Origin of the sequence: Alcanivorax sp. IL3, assembly GCF_047495465.1 — a bacterium.
Taxonomy (GTDB): Bacteria; Pseudomonadota; Gammaproteobacteria; order Pseudomonadales; family Alcanivoracaceae; genus Alcanivorax; species Alcanivorax jadensis.
Genome location: NZ_CP179931.1, coordinates 1,369,155 through 1,387,830, shown reverse-complemented (window position 1 = coordinate 1,387,830; position 18,676 = coordinate 1,369,155). Strand labels below are relative to the sequence as shown.

Genomic DNA, 18,676 nt, shown 5'->3' with positions numbered 1-18,676 from the left:
GGTAGCATAGTGTCGTGAGGGCGGTCCAGCGGGTATGGGATTGCGCCCAACGGAAACCGTCATCAGGCTTGCTTGCTGGTTATTAGTCCCGGTCCTGGAGTAGGAATTACATCATGCACAGTCACTGGTTCGCCACATTCCGAACAGCTCATGGTCGGGGTCATCTGCTGGCCACAACCTTTGTGAACATAGAGCAAAGGGGCCCCGTTGCCTTCATCAAGCCAAGCATCACCCCAGGCCGTCATTGCTAGGAGGATCGGGTACAAGGCTCGGCCCATGGGGGTGAATCGGTACTCATAGCGCCCATGCTGGTAGGCCACCTTCTTGAAAACCCGCATCTCCACCAACCGTTTGAGGCGGTCGGAAAGCAGGTGCTTTGTCATGCCCAGTTGTGCCTGGAAATCGGCAAAGCGGCGAGTTCCCATGAAGGCATTACGGATAATCAGCATGGTCCAGCGGTCTCCAATGACCGACAGGGTCCGCGCCACCGAACAGTTCATCTCTCCAACATCTTCCCACTTCATCAGGAACCTCCTCTTTGGTCTCTGCGGCCAATACGAGCCCTTGACATGGTACCAAAAAGGAACCTAGCATCCAACAAGGTTCCATAATGGAACCGAGAATAAGAGTGCTTATTATGCAACAACGTTTATCGACACAAATGACATGGCTGGGCCGCAAGGCGGCGCTGTCCTATGTACTGCTGATCACGCTGGTGATGATCGGTACCGGGTTGATTGCCCTGCACGAGGGCGCTACCCGTTTCATGCTGCCCTTTATCATTGATGACAGCAGCAGTTATACCCAGCAACTCATAGAACAAGCCCGCGCCGCACCGAGCAAGGAATCCCTCGAAGCGCTGAGTAGCGAACTCGCACTATTAGGAAGGGCCACCTCGCTGGAACGGTTCACCGAATCCAAGATTCCGGACCAGGGTGCCTACTACGTCACCATGCCGCAGCGCAATCAGCTGCTACTGGTAAGCCATGTATTGCTTGGGGTGTTCTGTCTGGTAGTGGGCGGCGTCCAGTTCTGGCCTCAGTTCCGCAAGCGATTCATGAAGGCACATCGTGCCTTTGGCGCCCTCTATGTGGTGACCGCCCCGGTCTCCGTGGTGCTGGCGCTGATCTATATGGCCTATACCCCCCCACACAACATCTATGCACACCTGATAGCCTGGTTCTCGTTGTGGATTTTCGGCCCGTTGTCCATCGTCGCCATTGTCATGGCTATGCGAGCACTGCGGGCAAGGCGCATCCATGAGCACCAGTCCTGGATGGCACTGTCGTTCGGCTGCCTGGTGGTGGCGCCAATGCTGCGCTGGAATTGGGTACTGCTAGCCTGGGCCTTTCCCGCCATCGACCAGGAAACCCTCAACCTGGTGACCATGGGCATCATGCTGCCCGAGGTCTTACTGATCGGGTATGGCCTGTCGCTGGTGAACCGTCAGTACCAACGTGCACTGGTTCGTCGCAAGTCTGCCCCCCTGGTACCTGCGATCAGCCGCGCCTTCTTCGCTGCCATGCCGCTCTGGCAAGGGTTGGCCGCGCTGGCCGTAACAGTGAACGTGGCGGCCTACGTGATTGGTGACGGCATCTTGTCGCTGGCACCAGGCGGCCTGATGCCCCAGGCCTTGATAGATCTGGAAAGCAGCATGCTCGGCCTCCACGGCTGGCTTGGTCCCATGTTTACCCTCGCTAATGGAGTCGCCCTGTTCAGTGGCTTGTGGCTAATGCGGCACTTGTTTAATTCCCCCGCTAAGCCCGCTCCCGCCGCGATAGTCGCCACTTTCACATCCGCCACCGGGTTAATGTTGCTGGTTAGCTTGGCCATTGGGCACCATATCGGCCTAAAGCCGAACCAAGCGTTACTGTCCGGCGGCACGCTCTACACATTGGTGGGCGTCTTGTTAGCAGCCTTTCTGCTGTTTTTCTTGGGCACATGGCGTGCCGGGCAACGTGCACTGATGAAGGAAAGCCTGGTATTCCTGCTCACCCTGTTGCCCTTCCCTGCTCTACTGTGGGCAGTGCTCTGGGTCGTTCATTGGATCGGACTACCAGCGGACTACCTGGCCGCCGGCCAGGGCTATGTGCTGGCCGCGGGGGGCAGCCTGGGCCTCTTCTTTGTTGCCATGTTTTATGTGATCTACGGACAGGCTACCCGTGAGCACGGCTAGATCAGGAGACACAGAGATGAATAAGACAATGATTCAGGCTGGCGATATTCAACTGGCGGTCTACACCTGGGGCCGGGCGCCCAGCCCAAATCACCCCAAAGAAGTGATCGTGCTCGCACACGGCTTTCCCGATCGTGCCGCCCTCTGGCAGAAAGTCGCCCGAGAGCTGGAAAAAGATTACTACGTGGTAGCCTTTGATATGCGCGGCTGCGGAAACTCCACTCCCATTCGTGGTACCCGGCATTACAAATACGCAGCCCTGGTCGAAGACCTTTTTGCGGTGATCGATTCGATGGGTCACGGACAGAAGGTGCACCTGGTCGGTCACGACTGGGGTGGTCTGTACGGCTGGGAAGCCATCGCCGGGCCGGAAGGGGAAAAACGTATCGCCTCTTTCACCACCCTGTCGCCCAGCCTGGAACATGTCGGATTGTTTCTGCGCAAGCGCCTTTTACGGCCAACGCCGCGCAACCTACTGCAACTGTTTGCTCAACTGGGCCGCAACTCCTTGATGACATTCTTTACCCTGCCTTTACTACCGGAACTGCTTTGGCGCTGCGGCCTCGGGGCGGCCATGATGCGTCGAACGGTGAACCATTTCGAGCCACGCATTACCTATCAAAATAATCCGGGTATGGAAGGCGACGCTATTCGTTATCTGGGCATCTACCGTGCCAATCTGCTACAGCGCGTGTTTCGCCCCCGTCGCGTAGTCAGCACAGTCCCGGTACATGCACTGCTAGCCGTTAACGATCCTTTTCTGCCGCCCTCCGTATTCGAACAATGTGCAGCGGGCACAACAACCTACAGCAGCTCGGAATTGGACGCCTCCCACTGGGCGCCGCTAAGCCGGGCGACGGAACTGGCGCAGGCGGTGTCCGCTCATGCCCAGAAATATACTGCAGCCAAAAAATTGGCCTAGCCTGCGACTAGCACTAACGAACAACAGCTGACGAGGCCGCCATGACTACCGTCGATACTACCGCCTGCATCCTCTGCTCCCGCAACTGCGGCCTTAGCGTTGAGCTTGAGGACAACCAGTTCAAGAAGATCAAGGGCGACAAGAATCACCCTTTAACGCACGGCTACATCTGCCAGAAGGCGGCGCGGCTGGAACACTACCAGAACAATGGCGACCGCCTGACCTCCCCCCTGCAACGGCAGGCAGATGGCACCTTCAAGGAAGTGAGCTGGGATAAAGCGCTAGACGATATCGCCCAACGGCTGGTGGAGATCCGTGACCAACACGGCGGTAATGCCTTCGCTTTTGCCGGCGGTGGCGGCCAGGGCAATCACCTTGGCGGCGCCTACAGCCAGCAACTGCTGGCTGTCATGAAAAGCTTCTTCAGCTATAACGCCCTGGGCCAGGAAAAGACCGGGGACTTCTGGATCAACGGCCGACTGTTCGGCAGCCAGACATGCCACACCACCGAGGATGTGGAGCACGCCGATTACGTCCTGTTTATCGGTACCAATCCGTTCCAGGCCCACGGCATTCCCAACGCCCGCGATACCCTGAAGCACATCAAGAAAGATCCAGAGCGCACCATGGTGGTGGTGGACCCACGCGTCACCGAAACCGCCAAGATGGCTGACATCCACCTGCAGTTGCGCCCGGGCAGCGATTCCTGGCTGATGAGTGCCCTGCTGGCCATCATCGTGCGCGACAACCTGCACGACCGGAATTTCCTGGCCAAACACTGCCGCGACTTCGATCAGGTAGAGCAGGTACTGCGCAACATCCCCATCGCTGACTACGCCGTCCAGGCGGACGTCCCGCTGGAAGTGCTGGAGCAGGTCGCCGATGGCTATGCCTCCGCCAAGCGTGCCTGCCTGCGTATCGATCTGGGTATCCAGCAGACCCTGAACACCACCCTGAATGGCTATCTGGAAAAACTGCTCTATCTGGTCACCGGAAACTTCGGCATCAAGGGCGGCAACAACCTGCACAGCTTCATCATCCCGGTGATTGGTCACACCGACGAGCGTAATCCCAAGTACCGACGCACCGTCCATCACGGCATGTTCCCCATCGCCGGCATCTACCCGCCCAATATTCTGCCGGACGAAATCCTGCACGAAGGCGAAGACCGGGTTCGGGCGGTATTCGTGGACAGCTCGAACCCGGCAGTGACCTGGACTAACAGTGATGCCTATGAAAGGGCCTTCTCGTCTCTGGAACTACTGGTAGTGGTCGATGTGGCCATGACCGAAACCGCTCGCCTGGCACACTATGTGTTGCCAGCGGCCTCCCAGTTCGAAAAATGGGAAGCCACCGGCTTCAACCTCGAATTCCCAGTCAACGGTTTCCACCTGCGCCATCCCCTGTTCCCGGTCAAGGAAGGCACCCTGCCAGAGCCAGAGATCTACACCCGCCTACTGGAAAAAATGGGTGCCATCCCCGATCGTTTCCCGAAACTGGAACGCATCGCTCGACTGGAACCTGAGTTCACCCATTACGGTGCCTATCTGGCCGGCTTTGCCGCCACTATAGCGCGCAACCCCAAGCTGGCGCCGTTCGCCGCCTCCATTCTCTATCGCACCCTGGGCAAGGCGCTGCCCAACGATGCCGCCGCTGCCGCGCCAATGTTGGCACTGTCGATTATCTACGCCCAGAAGCACTACAAGGCGGTGAAACGGGCCGGCCACGCAGGCAACCGACTGACCCTGGGCAGTAACCTGTTCAAGGCCATTCTGGCTGGCCGCTCCGGCGTCATCATCAGCGAACACCAGTTCAGGGATCTGTGGGATTTTATTGCCCACAAGGATCGCCGCATTCACCTGGCTATCCCGGAGATGCTGAACGAATTGACCAGCCTGACACCGCGAACCCGCAGCGAAGACTACCCCTTCGTACTGATGGCCGGAGAACGGCGCAGCTACAACGCCAACCAGATCTATCGTGATCCGGCATGGCGCAAGATGGACCCCCACGGCTCCATGCGTATGCACCCCCAGGATGCCGAGACGTTGGCGCTGACCGACGGCGACCGGGCACAGTGTCGTTCCGAGCATGGCACCATCGAGGTGGTGATCGAGGTCGATGACAGTGTGCGCACCGGCATGGTCACCCTGCCCCACGGCTATGGCATGCGCTATCAGGACAGTGCACCGATCGGCCCGGAGCTGAACCGGCTCACCGACGGGCATCACTGCGACCCGCTCTCCAAAACCCCGTATCACAAGCATGTGCCGGTGCAGATCGAGAAAATTGCAGCCGTAGAGGCGGTATGAGCGATAGCCTGCAAACACCGCTGGTGGATAGTCACGGACGTAGCATTACCTATCTGCGCCTATCGATTACCGACCGTTGTGACTTTCGCTGTGTTTATTGCATGTCCGAGGACATGACCTTCCTGCCGCGCAGCCAGGTCATGGATGTGGACGAAATCGTCGCAGTCGCCGCGGCCTGTGTGCGACAGGGCGTAACCAGAATCCGTCTGACCGGCGGTGAACCGCTGATCCACCCGGACCTACTGACTCTGGTGGCGCGTATCAAGGCGCTGCCTGGGCTGCAGGAGCTTGCGCTGACCACCAACGGCTCACGCCTGGCAGCACTGGCGGGGCCGCTGAAACGCGCCGGGCTGGATCGCCTCAACATCAGCCTGGACAGCCTCGACCCAGACCGCTTTCGCCGCCTCACGCGGGTGGGAAAATTGGAGCGGGTACTGGCCGGCATCGAAGCGGCTCACGCGGCCGGCTTTGCCCGCATCAAGCTCAATGCCGTCATCCTGCGCGGCCGCAATGACGACGAGATCATCGATCTGGTGCGCTTTGCCCGCGCCAGGAAACTTGATCTGGCCTTTATTGAGGAGATGCCGCTGGGCGACATTGTAGAGCACGACCGGAGGTTGAGCTTTATGCCCAGCGATGAGGTACTCGGCCGTATTGAGGAGCACTTTGCGTTGCAACGCAGTGTTGAAAATACCGGAGGCCCTGCACGTTATTACCGGATGGCCAACAGCGCCATTCGCATCGGCGTAATTTCACCGCACAGTAATAATTTCTGTGCAAGTTGCAACCGGATACGTGTCACCGCCAGTGGTCGTCTGCTGCTCTGTCTCGGCAACGAGCATGGTGTCGAGCTGAGACCGCACCTGCAGGCCGGTAAGCCTCTGGACGAAGTGCTTCACGATGCCATGAAGCGCAAACCGCAGCAGCACCATTTTTATCAACCGAGTGACACCACCCTTGTGCGCTTTATGAACATGACCGGTGGCTGAGTACGCATCTGCAATCCCGATGACATCCTGAATTCAAGGAGATCAACCATGACAAAACACTCTCTGGTTCAGTCCCGCCGTTCCGGCCGGGTGCTGACCCTGACCCTCAACAACCCACCGATGAACTTCCTCACCTCACCGATGATGGAAGAGCTCAACGATACCCTCAAAGCCCTGGAACAGGATCGCGAGATTGGTGCGGTGATCCTTACCAGCGGCGTGGAGGGCATCTTCCTGACCCATTTTGATGTCGACGAAATCGAACAGGCCGCTGAGGCGGTGCCGTTCGCGGTATCCACTGACCAGGCTAGTTTGCTGACGCGCACCGCCAAGGCAATCAGTGCGATGCCGAATGGCCGCCGGCTGATCCGCAGCACCCCCATGGCCGGGGTCGCCGACATGAACCTGTACCACGAGGTTACCGCCCGCATGCGCCGGCTCGACAAGGTCCTGATCGCCGCAATCAACGGCCGCGCCATGGGCGGCGGCTGCGAGCTGGCTCTGGCCTGTGATTTGCGCATCATGGTGGCAGGCAGCGAACAGGACGGGGTGATGATCGGCCAGCCGGAAATCTTGCTGGGCCTAATTCCCGGTGGCGGCGGCACCCAATTCCTGACCCGCTCCTTGGGGGTAGCGAAAGCGTTAGAGCACTGCCTGGAAGGCCGCCCGTTGTCGCCGCAACAGGCACTGGAGCTGGGCATGGTCAATCAGGTGGTGCAGGCAGATCAACTGATGGACGCTGCCAACAGCCTTGCCGAACGGATGGCGCGCCGCTCTCCGCAGGCCGTTGCAGCTATCAAGCATGCGGTGTATCAGTCCGCTTCGCATCGTTTCGACCAAGGCATGCAGGAAGAAAAGAGCGCCTTTCTTTCCATGGCAACCCAAGCAAACACCCGGCACGCGTCAACACAATACATCACCCGGGTACGCGACATGATCCAGAAGGGCCAACAACCTACCATCGAAGACTTTCAAGATATGATTGAAGGCACGGCGTTTGACATGACTTCCCGCTAGAACACATACCCCTGCAGTATCGAATCAAAAGGAGCGAAGAGATGAAATGGATGATTTATGGCGCCAACGGCTACACTGGTGAATTGATTGCTCGGGAAGCAGTGCGCCGTGGGCAAAAGCCCGTTCTCGCCGGGCGTAGCCAGGCAAAGATTCAGAAGCTTGCAGACGAACTGAAACTCGACGCCGCCTCATTCAGCTTGGACAGCCATGAACCGGCCTACCAAAAGCTCAAGGGCATCTCGTTGGTACTGAATTGTGCCGGGCCATTTTCCGCCACCGCCGAACCCCTGATGAAGGCCTGCGTTGCAGCTCGGACGCACTACCTGGATATCACCGGTGAAATCTCCGTGTTCGAACTGGCCCAGTCCCTGAGCGAAAAGGCCCGCTCCGCTGGTATCGTTATCTGTCCGGGAGTGGGCTTCGATGTAATTCCGACCGACTGCGTCGCGGCCTCACTGAAAGCTGCCCTACCCAATGCGACCCACCTAGCGCTGGGTTTTGATTCACGCTCCGGTTTTTCGCCTGGCACCGCGAAAACTTCCGTGGAAGCTCTGGCTCAAGGCGGAAAAATACGCCGCCATGGTAAGATAGTGACCGTGCCAATGGCCTATGAAGTACGCCTTATCGACTTCGGTGATGGAGAAAAAGAGGCCATGACCATTCCTTGGGGAGACGTGTCCACCGCCTATCATTCCACTGGCATTCCCAATATTAAGGTGTTTATTCCCGGTTCACCTCGCATGATCAAAAGCGCCAAGTACGCCTCTTATGTCCGACCGCTGCTGGGAATCAAGTTGGTGCAGAAACTAATCAAGGCACGCATCGCCAAAACCGTGAAGGGACCCGACGAAGCTACACGCACCCAAATGCCGACCTTTGTATGGGGCGAAGCCACTAATTCCCGTGGCGAAAAGAAAACCGCCCGCATCCACACTGACAACGCCTACAGCCTGACCATCACCGGCTCTCTGGCTGTTATTGAACATTTGATGGACGCGCAGCCTGTCGGCGGCGCCTACACGCCTTCCAAGTTGACAGGAGCAGATCTAGTGACGCGGCTTCCCGAGTCTGGAGTGTTGCAAATCAACTAATGTCCTCGCATTACCTCACGGGTTCCAAAGAGAGCGGCATCCGTGAGAAGGGCCGTCAAGCGCCAACCAGCATTTCTTTACGTGAAAATGCGACAACAGAAAAACGACCTTACTTTCCAAACTGAGACCACTTAGTAGAGATGTATGAGATTTTCCGCAAAGTTACCCCCTGCGCAGATCGCACCAAAACCGTTAATACAAAGGTGTGTGCGGATAAAGAGCCACCAACAAGTCCAGTATCGACGTCCTCACGTACAAACAATCTTGTCGAGACGAGCGGCGTGTCAGCGCCGGGCACTCAGCTGCGCGTACAGATTATCCATCACCCGAAAGGCAATATGCCTTGCCCGATCGGTGTAAGGACCGGCAAAACGGCCGTCGAGATTGTTCATGAAATGCTGCAGCCAGCGCTCATGGTGTTCGCCGGTCAGGGGCTGCTTGTCATCCAGGGCCCGGTGTTTTGCCATCATGTGGCGCCGGTAGTCATTCTCGCCCAGCAGCATCTTGTACCAGTACTGACAGATAGTCGGCAGGTGCTGCTGCAAATCGATAGCGGCCACGTCCAGGAACATGGGCGCCATCACCGGGTCATCCAGCAACCGGCGATAGAAGCCATGCACCATGGCATCGATATGTTCCCGGCAATCCAGATCGGGAAGCTCGCCGTCATCCTGTCTGTGATTACCAGGCTGAAAATACTCAACTGCGGTCATGGCAACGCTGCGTGCTGACAGGCACCAGGCAACACGCTCGTTAAGCGCGCGAAGTCTGGTACCTGATGCGGTTATTTACCAATCAATACGGCGGGTGAGGATGTCTTTGTACATGACAAAGTCACCCATCAGGCTGTACCAGGGATGCTGGAAGGTAGCGGGACGGTTCTTTTCGAAAAAGTAGTGGCCTACCCAGGCAAAACCGTACCCCACCACCGGCAACGCAAACAGCCACCAGGCACTCAACGCCCCGGCAATGATGGCCCCCAGCAAGAGCAGCAGTAACGTGGTCCCGACCACATGCAGTCGGCGGCAGGTGGGGTTACCGTGCTCTTGCAAGTAATAGGGATAGAATTCGGCGAAACTCTGAAAATCGGACTGCTTGATGGTATTCACGTAACCTCCTGAAAAATGCCGCTGTTATTCTGAATATGGGTGCACCTTGATCTTCCAAGGCGCGGGACACAAAGTCTTGTAACCTGCGGCTGTCATACGCGGTTATCTGACAGTGTACCGCAGCCCCACCGGCCGGTACGGCCAAAATATTGTGATTTGGCGCCATCATGATGGCACGGGCGACCATTGCAGGGGAGCCGTCTCCGTGGACAATGTCGTCCTTTCACAATAAACACTATATTGATACTTATCCCGTCATTTCGGGTCCGGCACGACTTGTTACCAGAGACTTTTATGGCTTTACGTCCGCGCATCAACCGCCTGCTCAGCAAACACGGCACCCCCATTCCTCGCAGCTTGGACGGCCTTGTTCGCCAGGGGCAGGAAGCGCCGCCGGAAAAAACCGGTATGGGATCTGAACAGGTGGACGCCATCTGGCGTGCCACCCGCAAGCTTTACCGGGGCGGCATGAGCCCGGCCATCAGCCTGTGCCTGCGTCGCCACGGCGAAATCATGCTGGACCGCAGCATCGGCTATGCGGACCCGGAGAGTCAGCGGATCATGACCCCGGACACCCCGGTCTGCCTTTTTTCCGCCTCCAAGGTGGTGGCCGCCATGATGGTCCATCATCTGGTGGAAACCGGGCAATTGGACCTGGATGACCCGGTCACCCGCTACCTGCCCAAATACGGCCAGAACGGCAAGGGACGCACTACCATTCGCCACCTGCTGACCCATCAGGCCGGCATACCCCGCCCGCCCGCACAGGTAGAGCCGGATATCCTGTACCGCCCCCAGGAGATCATTGATCTGCTGTGCGAGGCCAAACCGAGCGGCCTCAACACCCAGGCCTACCACGCCATCACCGCCGGTTTTATCCTCGGCGCCATTGTCGAGGCGGTTACCGGCGAAGATCTGAATGCCACCCTGGACCGGGTGATCCGCCAGCCCATGGGCATGAAGTACTTCACCTTTGGACAGACCGGCGCTGAGCGCGCCCGGGATGTCTCCACTGGCGTCCCCATGAAACTGGTCGACCTGTTCCTCACCTACGCGGTGGGCGGCAGCATCGATGAGGTAGTAGAAGTAACCAATGATGACCGCTTTCAGGACATCATTGTGCCAGCGGGCAACCTCTACGCCACTGCCGAGGAAGCCAGTCGCTTCTTCCAGATGCTGCTCAACGGTGGCCACTACAACGGCCAGCAGATCTTCAAGGCGGAGACCGTTGCTCGCGCCTTGCAGCCGGCCTATCACCGCCCGCGCTTCGACCGAAGCCTGTTTATCCCCCTGAATTTCTCCAGCGGCTTCATGCTGGGAAATCGGGGCATGGGCATGTTCGGCCCCGGCGCTCCCCGTGCATTCGGTCACCTTGGCTTTATCAGCATCTATTGCTGGGCGGATCCCCAGCGGGCGTTGAGCGGTGCCCTGCTGACCACCGGCAAAGGGGTGATCGGTCCGCATCTGCCGTCCCTGTTCGGCCTGCAGCACACCATCAACCGCCACACCCGGCTGCGCGAGGGTAGCTCACCGGTCATTGTCTGAAGGAACCGGCATGCCCCGCTGGCACTGGGTACAGGTAACCGCCATACCCAAGTGCCGGTCCCGCCCAGCCTCACTGGTCACCCAGGGACGGTTTATGAACGGTGGCTGATGGCGGACATGCTGGCGATGACCGCATGACAACAGCATCACCCAATCCAGCTGCTGATCCTGAGTAAAACCGGTAACCGTGGCCTGCCAGGTCATTATATCACCCAAAAAAATGCCCGCTGATGCGGGCATTTTTTCTTTCCTTGCTGTGACAATCAAGTCGCCTTGAGGGACTTGAGCCGCTTACTCTCTGCGGAGAGCCCCATGTAGAGGCTGACGCACATCAGCAATAGCACAAATGTGAACGGCAAGCCCGTAGCCACGGAGCCAGACTGCAAGGCTTTCAGCGCTTCCTTGCCACCGCCGTAAAGCAGAGCGCCGGCAATCACGCCTTCCATCACTGCCCAAAATACACGCTGGGGTACCGGTGCATCCAGCTTGCCGCCAGCGGTAATGGAGTCAATCACCAATGAACCGGAATCCGAAGAGGTCACAAAGAAGACCAGCACCAACGTGATTGCCATGAAGGAAATAATACCGGACCACGGCAGGTTCTCCAGCATCTGGAAAAATGCCAGGGACACATCACCAATGCCATTGGACAATTCACCGACGCCATTCACCGCTTGATCCAGACCGGTGCCACCAAAGGTCGACATCCAGATAATAGTGATGATGGTAGGCACCAGCAGAACAGCGGTAATGAACTCCCGTACAGTGCGGCCTTTGGAAATACGCGCAATGAACATGCCGACAAACGGTGACCAGGAAATCCACCACGCCCAGTAAAATACCGTCCAGCCGTGGAACCAGGTGTCATCCTCACGACCAATCCAGTTACTCAGCGGAATAATATTCGACACGTAATCCACCGCTGTTGTGGCAAACCCGGTAATGATCAGCAATGTTGGGCCCGCAACAATCACGAATAGCAACAGGAACAACGCCAACATCATATTGATGTTACTGAGGAGTTTGACACCCCCATCTAGCCCTCGCATCACTGATATCACCGCAATGGAGGTCACGCCGAAGATAACCGCCAGCTGCATATTGATCGCGTTAGGCGTATCGAACAGGAAGTGCAAACCACCGGAAGCCTGTTGGGCACCCAAGCCAAGGGACGTGGCCAGACCAAAAATGGTGGCGACAACTGCAAGCGTATCAATGATATGACCTGGCCAGCCCCAGCAACGCTCACCCAGAATAGGATAGAAGGCGGAGCGGATCGTCAGCGGCATACCCTTGTTGTAGGCGAAAAAGGCCAATGAAAGCGCTACCACTGCATAAATAGACCATGGGTGAAGCCCCCAGTGATACATGGTTGCGCCCATAGCCAGATGCTTGGCTTCCTCTGTATTGGGCGCCACACTCAGCGGTGTGCCATACCAATCGGTGTAGTAAGCCACCGGCTCCGCCACACTCCAGAACATCAAGCCAATCCCCATGCCCGCAGCAAACAACATCGCGAACCAGGAAAGGGTGGAAAATTCCGGCTTGGCTTTCTGCCCGCCCAACCGAATTTTACCGGTGGGCATCACGGCCAGGGCAATGCAAAACAATACAAAAATATTGCCGCTGACCATGAACAACCAGTCGAAATGTTCAATGGCCCACGCCTTGGCGCCATTGAGCATGCCGTTGGCCGCTTCCGGGAATGCCAGAGTGCCAACCACAAAAGTAATAATCAGTAAGGCACTGATAAAGAAAACAGGATTGTGCAGATCCATCCCCATGACCTGCACATTATCCTGGCCGACATCATAGTCGGTCTCGTAATCAATACTCATCTTAGCTCCGTTATCCGTCTTGCTTTAGGGTGCGCAGTGGATGCCGCAACTTACAGCCAGTCGGTCCGGACGATGTCGGGATCGCTTCCCCGAAACATGCACTCCTCAAAACGCACTTCATCATCTAAACCCGAGTAGGCGGCCCTGCAGGGCCGCTACCGGCAATCAGAAATAAAAATCAAACGACGCGTAGACCGCACGGAAGTCTGCTTCGTAAATATCACCGTTACGATCCACGTCACCATCAGACCACAGGTACTCCAGGTACAGCCAGCCAGGTCCGTACTTGTAGCTGACGCCGGGCGCATAGAATTCCACATCATCGGCGTCGTTACCGCGGGTATCAGTACTCGCCACCCCTGCATCCAGGTAATAGCTCCAGCGATTCTGGTTGTAGATCAGCTGAGCCATGTGCACCTGGGTTTTCACTTCTTCATCGGCGGGTGCCGTGCCACCGAGCAAAAACGCATCCATACCGCCAAAGTCCCGTTCTGCATCAATAAACTGATAGCGGGCAGTGAAGTCATTCATGTTGAAGGTGTAATGCAAATTTACTGATTGATGATCACCCTCATCATCCCGTGCCTTGGCAACGGCAGCCGTCAGGTCCTGGAGACGCCCCTTCTGATAAGAGGCTCCTACAGTATGACCTTCCATAAAGTTCCAGTCGCCATTGATGACCCCGGTCTTGATCTTCCGATAGGTCGTTGCGCTACCCCAGTGACCGTTGTCATCGACCGTGTCAGTACTGGTTTCACCCCAGTCATCCTGGTGGTAATAGGCCACATCGTAGTTAAAGGCATTCAATGAAGAGCTAAGCTTGAAGCCCACATCCATCTGATCGCCATAACCACCCAACACCCCTTCACCGGGCCAGAAATTGACGGTTTTCCAGCCAAAAGGCACTTGGCTTTTCCCCACGGTCAGCAGGGTGTCGTCATCAAATTCGTAACCGATCCATGCCTTGTGCATGGTGAAAGTATCGCCGGAATTATTATTAGAGGTATCGGTGAACCCGCCAGTACCGAGACGCCCCTCTGCACTGAAACGCCAGGGCCCATGGGAGCCATCATCGTCGGCATAGAGGATCAATGCCGGGTCGGCAAAGTTGCCACCAGTGGTGTTGTCCAGGTCCTCATCAAAGGCGGACGATGCACCGGTAAAATCGGAATCAGTGACATATTGATAGACCCACCAGACACCGGCACTCAGTTCGGCACCGGCGTGGGCGTTTAGGGGAATGGACGCAGCAAGCAAACAACTCAAATAGCCAGTGCGCTTTGCAAAAGCACGCTTATTCATCTAATGCTCCCTTCTCTGATTTTCTTTACAGACTAAATATTGACCAAGTAAAGTCAAATCACAGCGTGACACCTGTTGGTGTTGGCACACAGGTATTTGCAGATGCTGTAATGACAATACAAGGAGAGGAGTGGCCGCGCAGGACCGGGGGATGGGCGAGTAATCAGCCCGAAAAAGACACGATAAGGGTAGGCGGTTTCAGTAATCTCGACACGGAGTCGTGGTTCCCTTTCTTCCCATAAAGAAAAAGTACCCTAACATATTTTGTGCAAGGATTTTTTCCTGCGACCAAAACAAATGCAAAATTACAGGGTGATTGCTTTGTTGCCGTTTTTTCACAAAGCGAATAAATGAAAAGCGGCTGATGTGATTCAGCCTTGCAAACAAGGCTCTGATTGCGCAACAGAGAGAGATAAAAAAACGGAGCGCATAGCGCTCCGTTTTTTTTCGACCTGTTTAACAGGTCAGGACATATTGGACAGGATGGCGCCTTTCACCGCATCCAGATCCGCATCAATAGTCACCATGCGGCTATCCTGGCACTGGGCGATAGCGGTGTCCGGGTCTTTCAGGCCGTTACCGGTGAGGGTGCAGACGATGGTAGAGCCTTCCGGAATCTTGCCGGCCTTGATGTCGCGCATGGCGCCCCCCAGAGAAGCCGCAGACGCCGGCTCACAGAAGATGCCTTCTTTCTCAGCCAGCATCTTCTGGGCAGCCAGAATCTCCTGATCGGTCAGTTCGTCGAACCAGCCGCCAGACTCTTCCTGCAGGGCCCAGGCCTTGTCCCAGGATTGCGGATTACCGATACGGATGGCCGTGGCCACCGTTTCCGGGTCTTTCACCGGTCCGCCACGCATGAAGGGCGCCGCCCCTTCGGCCTGATAACCCACCATCTTCGGTGCACTGTTTACCACACCGGCTTTTTTGTATTCGCTGTAGCCCATCCAGTGGGCGGAGATATTGCCTGCGTTCCCCACTGGCAAACAGTGGAAGTCCGGGGCACGGCCCAGTTCTTCGACAATCTCAAATGCAGCAGATTTCTGGCCCTGCAGACGATAGGGATTCACGGAGTTCACGATGGTCACCGGGGCTTTCTCCGCCACCTGCTTGACCAGCTCCATGCCCTGATCGAAGTTGCCACGGATCTGCATAATCACCGCACCATACATCATCGCCTGGGCCAGCTTGCCCATGGCAATCTTGCCTTCCGGAATCAGCACAAAAGCGGTAATGCCGGCACGGGCCGCGTAGGCCGCGGCAGCCGCAGAGGTATTGCCGGTGGAGGCGCAGATGATGGCATTGCTACCCTCTTCCACCGCCTTGGTCACCGCCATGGTCATGCCACGGTCCTTGAAGGAACCGGTGGGGTTCAGGCCTTCGTATTTGACGTAGATATCCACGTCCTTGCCCAGCATCTTGGGAATGTTCTTCAGGCGAATCAGGGGCGTATTCCCTTCACCCAGGCTGATGATGGGCGTGTCATCATTCACCGGCAGGTGGTCGCGGTAACGGTTGATCAAGCCGGTGTAACGGTCACGAAAAGGCATGGTGTTGGTCTCTGCTGCTAGTGCAAAGCCATTGAGGCAGGCTCTGCTGTTCTTGAATTTGGTCGCTTTAATCAGCGCGTAAAATCGCCAGATGCTTGTCGCCGGACACTGAAAACCGGGCGTCCGACGCTGTGCATCAAGCGTCCAGCGTTTCCACCCGGATGCGCATTATATCGCTATCCACGGTATCAAGGGCACCGATCTTGGCCAACGCCAGGTTCATGTCACCCTCGCGGACTTCGTGGGTCATCATCACGATGGGCACCAGCCCCTGGTCCACTTCCCGCTGTATCATGGCATCAATGCTGACATTGTTGTCACTGAGGATGCGGGTCACGTCGGCCAGCACCCCTTTCTTGTCCTGCACATGCAGGCGCAGGTAGAAACAACAGGACACATCGTCGATGGTCAGGATCGGCTCATCGGACATGTGGTCAGTGTGAAAGCCCAGGTAGGGCACCCGCTCGTCGTGGTCCACGGTCAGGGCGCGGCCCAGTTCGATGATATCGGCCACCACCGCAGAGGCGGTGGGCTCGGCGCCGGCGCCGGCGCCGTAGAACATGGTCGGGCCCACGGCATCACCGTGGATCATCACCGCATTCATGACCCCGTTGACCGCCGACAACATGGTTTCCTTGGGCACCAGGGTCGGATGCACACGCAGTTCGATGCCCTTGCCGGTGTCCTTGGCGATACCAAGATGCTTGATGCGGTAACCGAAGTGAGCGGCGCTGGCCACGTCTTCGGTGGTGATGCGGCTGATCCCCTCGGTATAGACCTGGGAGAACTGCAGCGGAATACCGAAGGCGATGGACGCCAGAATGGTGAGCTTGTGGGCCGCATCAATGCCTTCCACATCGAAGGTGGGATCCGCTTCCGCATAACCCAGCTGCTGGGCTTCGTCCAGCACGTCCTTGAAGGCACGGCCGCCCTCTTCCATCTCGGTGAGGATAAAGTTGCCGGTGCCGTTGATGATGCCCGCCAGCCAGTTGATATGGTTGGCTGCCAGCCCTTCACCCAGGGACTTGAGGATGGGAATACCCCCGGCCACGGAGGCCTCGAAAGCCACATCCACGCCGTTATCCTGAGCCGCCTGGAAGATCTCGTTGCCGTGCTCGGCGATCAGCGCCTTGTTAGCGGTGACAATATGCTTGCCGTTCTTGATGGCAGTGAGCACCAGCTCACGGGCAGTATCGATGCCACCGATCAGCTCCACCAGGATATCGATATCCGGGTCTGTGGCCACGGCGAAGATATCCCGGGACAGGCGAATACCCTGGGTATCGCAGGCGGGATTGTCCCGGCGCGCACCAATGTGGGTAATTTCAATCGGACGTCCCACGCGACGGGCAATATCCCGCGCATTGCGCTTAAGAACGTTGACGGTGCCTGAGCCCACAGTGCCCAGACCAGCAATACCCACCTTCACCGAATCCACAGCCTATCCTCGTTTCATTTATCAGTGTGTTGAAAAGCCCTGTCGCAACTTCTCACGCTACCCCTGCGGCCTGCCGCAAAGGCAAAAGTCAGTCCAGCAGGCCGTCCTGGCGGAACATCTTCTTGATGCCGCGGATAGCCTGCCGGGTCCGTTGTTCGTTTTCGATCAGCCCGAAGCGCACATGATCGTCACCGTAATCCCCAAAACCGATGCCCGGGGACACCGCCACACCGGCATCGGTGAGCAGTTTCTTGGAAAATTCCAGCGAGCCCATATCCCGGTAATGCTCGGGAATTTCCGCCCAGACAAACATGGTGGCACGGGGTCTTTCCACCTGCCAGCCGATCTCCGCCAGGCCATCCACCAGTACATCCCGGCGCTTACGGTACATTTCACATATCTCGGCCACGCAAGTCTGGTCACCTTCCAGGGCAGCGATGGCCGCCACCTGAATCGGTGTAAAGGTGCCGTAATCCATATAGGACTTGATGCGTGCCAGAGCATGGATCAAGTCCTTGTTGCCACAACAGAAGCCCACGCGCCAGCCGGGCATGTTATAGCTCTTGGACAGGGAGAAGAACTCTACTGCCACCTCTTTTGCCCCTTCCACTTCCAGAATGGAAGGCGCCTTGTAGCCGTCAAAGACAATATCCGCATAGGCCAGATCGTGAACCACCCAGATCTGGTGTTCACGGGCAATGGCGACCACCTTCTCAAAGAATTCCAGGTCAACGCATTGGCCGGTGGGGTTGCCGGGGAAATTGAGCACCAGCATTTTCGGCTTGGGCCAGGATTCCTTGATCGCTCGCTCCAGCTCCACGAAGAAATCCACCCCTTTCACCATGGGCACATGGCGGATATCGGCGTTGGAAATCACGAAACCATAGGGGTGGATCGGGTAACTGGGGTTGGGCACCAGTACCGTATCTCCGGGCCCCATGGTGGCCAGCGCCAGGTGTGCCAACCCTTCCTTGGACCCGATGGTGACAATGGCCTCGTCGTCCGGATCCAGGTCCACGTTATAGCGACGCTGATACCAGTCGGTAATCGCCTTGCGCAAGCGCGGGATGCCACGTGACTGGGAATAGCGGTGGGTATCTCCCCGCTGCACCGTCTCGGTGAGCTTGTCGATGATGTGCTTTGGCGTGGGCTGATCCGGATTACCCATGCCGAAATCGATGATGTCCTCACCCCGCGCCCGCGCTGCCTTCTTCAAATCGCCAACGATATTGAAGACATAGGGCGGCAGACGACGAATTCGCTGGAAATCTGTTTCCACGACAACACCTTGGGTGAGGGAAAAATGAAGGCGGACACATTAACGGCGCATCCCTGCGCCGTCAATGTATTCACGCTGTATTCCCGGCCCGAAAGCGCCGGATTACGCGGG

General features: G+C 57.2%; 16 protein-coding genes. 7 read left to right on the top strand and 9 right to left on the bottom strand.

Features of this window, described 5'->3' with window-relative positions:
• Positions 1 to 62 precede the first annotated feature (62 nt).
• The gene (locus ACMG4M_RS06565; protein ID WP_414430970.1) at positions 63 to 524 is read right to left on the bottom strand and encodes a winged helix-turn-helix transcriptional regulator; all 462 of its coding nucleotides are present in this window, start codon (positions 522 to 524) and stop codon (positions 63 to 65) included.
• Between the two features lie 113 nt (positions 525 to 637).
• On the opposite strand from ACMG4M_RS06565, the gene ACMG4M_RS06560 reads away from it, so the two are divergent.
• Genes ACMG4M_RS06560 through ACMG4M_RS06535 form a run of 6 tightly spaced genes read left to right on the top strand, consistent with a single transcriptional unit; the run spans position 638 to position 8,507 of the window.
• The gene (locus tag ACMG4M_RS06560; RefSeq protein ID WP_414430969.1) at positions 638 to 2,176 is read left to right on the top strand and encodes a DUF2306 domain-containing protein; all 1,539 of its coding nucleotides are present in this window, start codon (positions 638 to 640) and stop codon (positions 2,174 to 2,176) included.
• A gap of 16 nt (positions 2,177 to 2,192) precedes the next feature.
• Positions 2,193 to 3,098 carry an alpha/beta fold hydrolase gene (locus ACMG4M_RS06555; RefSeq protein ID WP_414430968.1) on the top strand — a complete coding sequence of 302 codons (906 nt, stop codon included), beginning with the start codon at positions 2,193 to 2,195 and terminating at the stop codon, positions 3,096 to 3,098.
• Between the two features lie 41 nt (positions 3,099 to 3,139).
• Positions 3,140 to 5,410, top strand: a complete 2,271-nt coding sequence (locus ACMG4M_RS06550) for a molybdopterin-dependent oxidoreductase (RefSeq protein ID WP_414430967.1) — start codon at positions 3,140 to 3,142, stop codon at positions 5,408 to 5,410.
• The gene (moaA, locus tag ACMG4M_RS06545) at positions 5,407 to 6,399 is read left to right on the top strand and encodes a GTP 3',8-cyclase MoaA (protein ID WP_414430966.1); all 993 of its coding nucleotides are present in this window, start codon (positions 5,407 to 5,409) and stop codon (positions 6,397 to 6,399) included. Before ACMG4M_RS06550 ends, moaA begins: the two co-directional genes overlap by 4 nt.
• A gap of 48 nt (positions 6,400 to 6,447) precedes the next feature.
• Positions 6,448 to 7,416 carry an enoyl-CoA hydratase/isomerase family protein gene (locus ACMG4M_RS06540; RefSeq protein WP_414430965.1) on the top strand — a complete coding sequence of 323 codons (969 nt, stop codon included), beginning with the start codon at positions 6,448 to 6,450 and terminating at the stop codon, positions 7,414 to 7,416.
• A 41-nt stretch (positions 7,417 to 7,457) separates the two neighbouring features.
• Positions 7,458 to 8,507, top strand: a complete 1,050-nt coding sequence (locus tag ACMG4M_RS06535) for a saccharopine dehydrogenase family protein (protein ID WP_414430964.1) — start codon at positions 7,458 to 7,460, stop codon at positions 8,505 to 8,507.
• Positions 8,508 to 8,791: 284 nt separating this feature from the next.
• Here the strand turns inward: ACMG4M_RS06535 and ACMG4M_RS06530 are convergent, their stop codons facing one another.
• Positions 8,792 to 9,220 carry a group III truncated hemoglobin gene (locus ACMG4M_RS06530; RefSeq protein WP_414430963.1) on the bottom strand — a complete coding sequence of 143 codons (429 nt, stop codon included), beginning with the start codon at positions 9,218 to 9,220 and terminating at the stop codon, positions 8,792 to 8,794.
• Between the two features lie 75 nt (positions 9,221 to 9,295).
• Positions 9,296 to 9,616: a DUF962 domain-containing protein gene (locus ACMG4M_RS06525; protein ID WP_035247803.1), complete on the bottom strand. Its 321-nt coding sequence runs from the start codon at positions 9,614 to 9,616 to the stop codon at positions 9,296 to 9,298.
• A gap of 294 nt (positions 9,617 to 9,910) precedes the next feature.
• Here ACMG4M_RS06525 and ACMG4M_RS06520 point away from each other — a divergent pair, with 294 nt between their 5' ends.
• Entirely contained in the window at positions 9,911 to 11,161 is a 1,251-nt protein-coding gene (locus tag ACMG4M_RS06520; protein WP_035247805.1) for an EstA family serine hydrolase, read from the top strand.
• On the opposite strand, the gene ACMG4M_RS06515 is transcribed toward ACMG4M_RS06520, so the two are convergent.
• The 6 genes from ACMG4M_RS06515 to alaC all read right to left on the bottom strand — a co-directional run bounded on the left by ACMG4M_RS06515 (position 11,144) and on the right by alaC (position 18,565).
• Entirely contained in the window at positions 11,144 to 11,401 is a 258-nt protein-coding gene (locus ACMG4M_RS06515; protein WP_332248866.1) for a DUF3565 domain-containing protein, read from the bottom strand. The two genes, ACMG4M_RS06520 and ACMG4M_RS06515, sit on opposite strands and share 18 nt — an antisense overlap.
• A gap of 23 nt (positions 11,402 to 11,424) precedes the next feature.
• Entirely contained in the window at positions 11,425 to 12,999 is a 1,575-nt protein-coding gene (locus tag ACMG4M_RS06510) for a BCCT family transporter (RefSeq protein WP_035247806.1), read from the bottom strand.
• 165 nt (positions 13,000 to 13,164) lie between these two features.
• The gene (locus ACMG4M_RS06505) at positions 13,165 to 14,301 is read right to left on the bottom strand and encodes a hypothetical protein (RefSeq protein ID WP_035247808.1); all 1,137 of its coding nucleotides are present in this window, start codon (positions 14,299 to 14,301) and stop codon (positions 13,165 to 13,167) included.
• 464 nt (positions 14,302 to 14,765) lie between these two features.
• A complete protein-coding gene (thrC, locus tag ACMG4M_RS06500) occupies positions 14,766 to 15,848 on the bottom strand; it encodes a threonine synthase (RefSeq protein ID WP_035247810.1) in 1,083 nt (360 codons plus the stop codon).
• A gap of 136 nt (positions 15,849 to 15,984) precedes the next feature.
• Entirely contained in the window at positions 15,985 to 17,286 is a 1,302-nt protein-coding gene (locus tag ACMG4M_RS06495; protein WP_035247812.1) for a homoserine dehydrogenase, read from the bottom strand.
• Between the two features lie 88 nt (positions 17,287 to 17,374).
• Positions 17,375 to 18,565 (bottom strand): alanine transaminase, encoded by a 1,191-nt coding sequence (gene alaC, locus ACMG4M_RS06490; protein WP_035247814.1) that lies wholly within the window; start codon positions 18,563 to 18,565, stop codon positions 17,375 to 17,377.
• Positions 18,566 to 18,676: the final 111 nt, after the last annotated feature.

What these genes read in the sequence shown, in the direction of transcription:
- ACMG4M_RS06515 (WP_332248866.1), bottom strand. Translation starts at nt 11,401, where the DNA reads ATGCCCGCATCAGCGGGCATTTTTTTGGGTGATATAATGACCTGGCAG.
- ACMG4M_RS06535 (WP_414430964.1), top strand. Translation starts at nt 7,458, where the DNA reads ATGAAATGGATGATTTATGGCGCCAACGGCTACACTGGTGAATTGATT.
- ACMG4M_RS06530 (WP_414430963.1), bottom strand. Translation starts at nt 9,220, where the DNA reads ATGACCGCAGTTGAGTATTTTCAGCCTGGTAATCACAGACAGGATGAC.
- ACMG4M_RS06505 (WP_035247808.1), bottom strand. Translation starts at nt 14,301, where the DNA reads ATGAATAAGCGTGCTTTTGCAAAGCGCACTGGCTATTTGAGTTGTTTG.
- ACMG4M_RS06510 (WP_035247806.1), bottom strand. Translation starts at nt 12,999, where the DNA reads ATGAGTATTGATTACGAGACCGACTATGATGTCGGCCAGGATAATGTG.
- ACMG4M_RS06540 (WP_414430965.1), top strand. Translation starts at nt 6,448, where the DNA reads ATGACAAAACACTCTCTGGTTCAGTCCCGCCGTTCCGGCCGGGTGCTG.
- ACMG4M_RS06550 (WP_414430967.1), top strand. Translation starts at nt 3,140, where the DNA reads ATGACTACCGTCGATACTACCGCCTGCATCCTCTGCTCCCGCAACTGC.
- thrC (WP_035247810.1), bottom strand. Translation starts at nt 15,848, where the DNA reads ATGCCTTTTCGTGACCGTTACACCGGCTTGATCAACCGTTACCGCGAC.
- ACMG4M_RS06565 (WP_414430970.1), bottom strand. Translation starts at nt 524, where the DNA reads ATGAAGTGGGAAGATGTTGGAGAGATGAACTGTTCGGTGGCGCGGACC.
- ACMG4M_RS06555 (WP_414430968.1), top strand. Translation starts at nt 2,193, where the DNA reads ATGAATAAGACAATGATTCAGGCTGGCGATATTCAACTGGCGGTCTAC.
- ACMG4M_RS06520 (WP_035247805.1), top strand. Translation starts at nt 9,911, where the DNA reads ATGGCTTTACGTCCGCGCATCAACCGCCTGCTCAGCAAACACGGCACC.
- moaA (WP_414430966.1), top strand. Translation starts at nt 5,407, where the DNA reads ATGAGCGATAGCCTGCAAACACCGCTGGTGGATAGTCACGGACGTAGC.
- ACMG4M_RS06560 (WP_414430969.1), top strand. Translation starts at nt 638, where the DNA reads ATGCAACAACGTTTATCGACACAAATGACATGGCTGGGCCGCAAGGCG.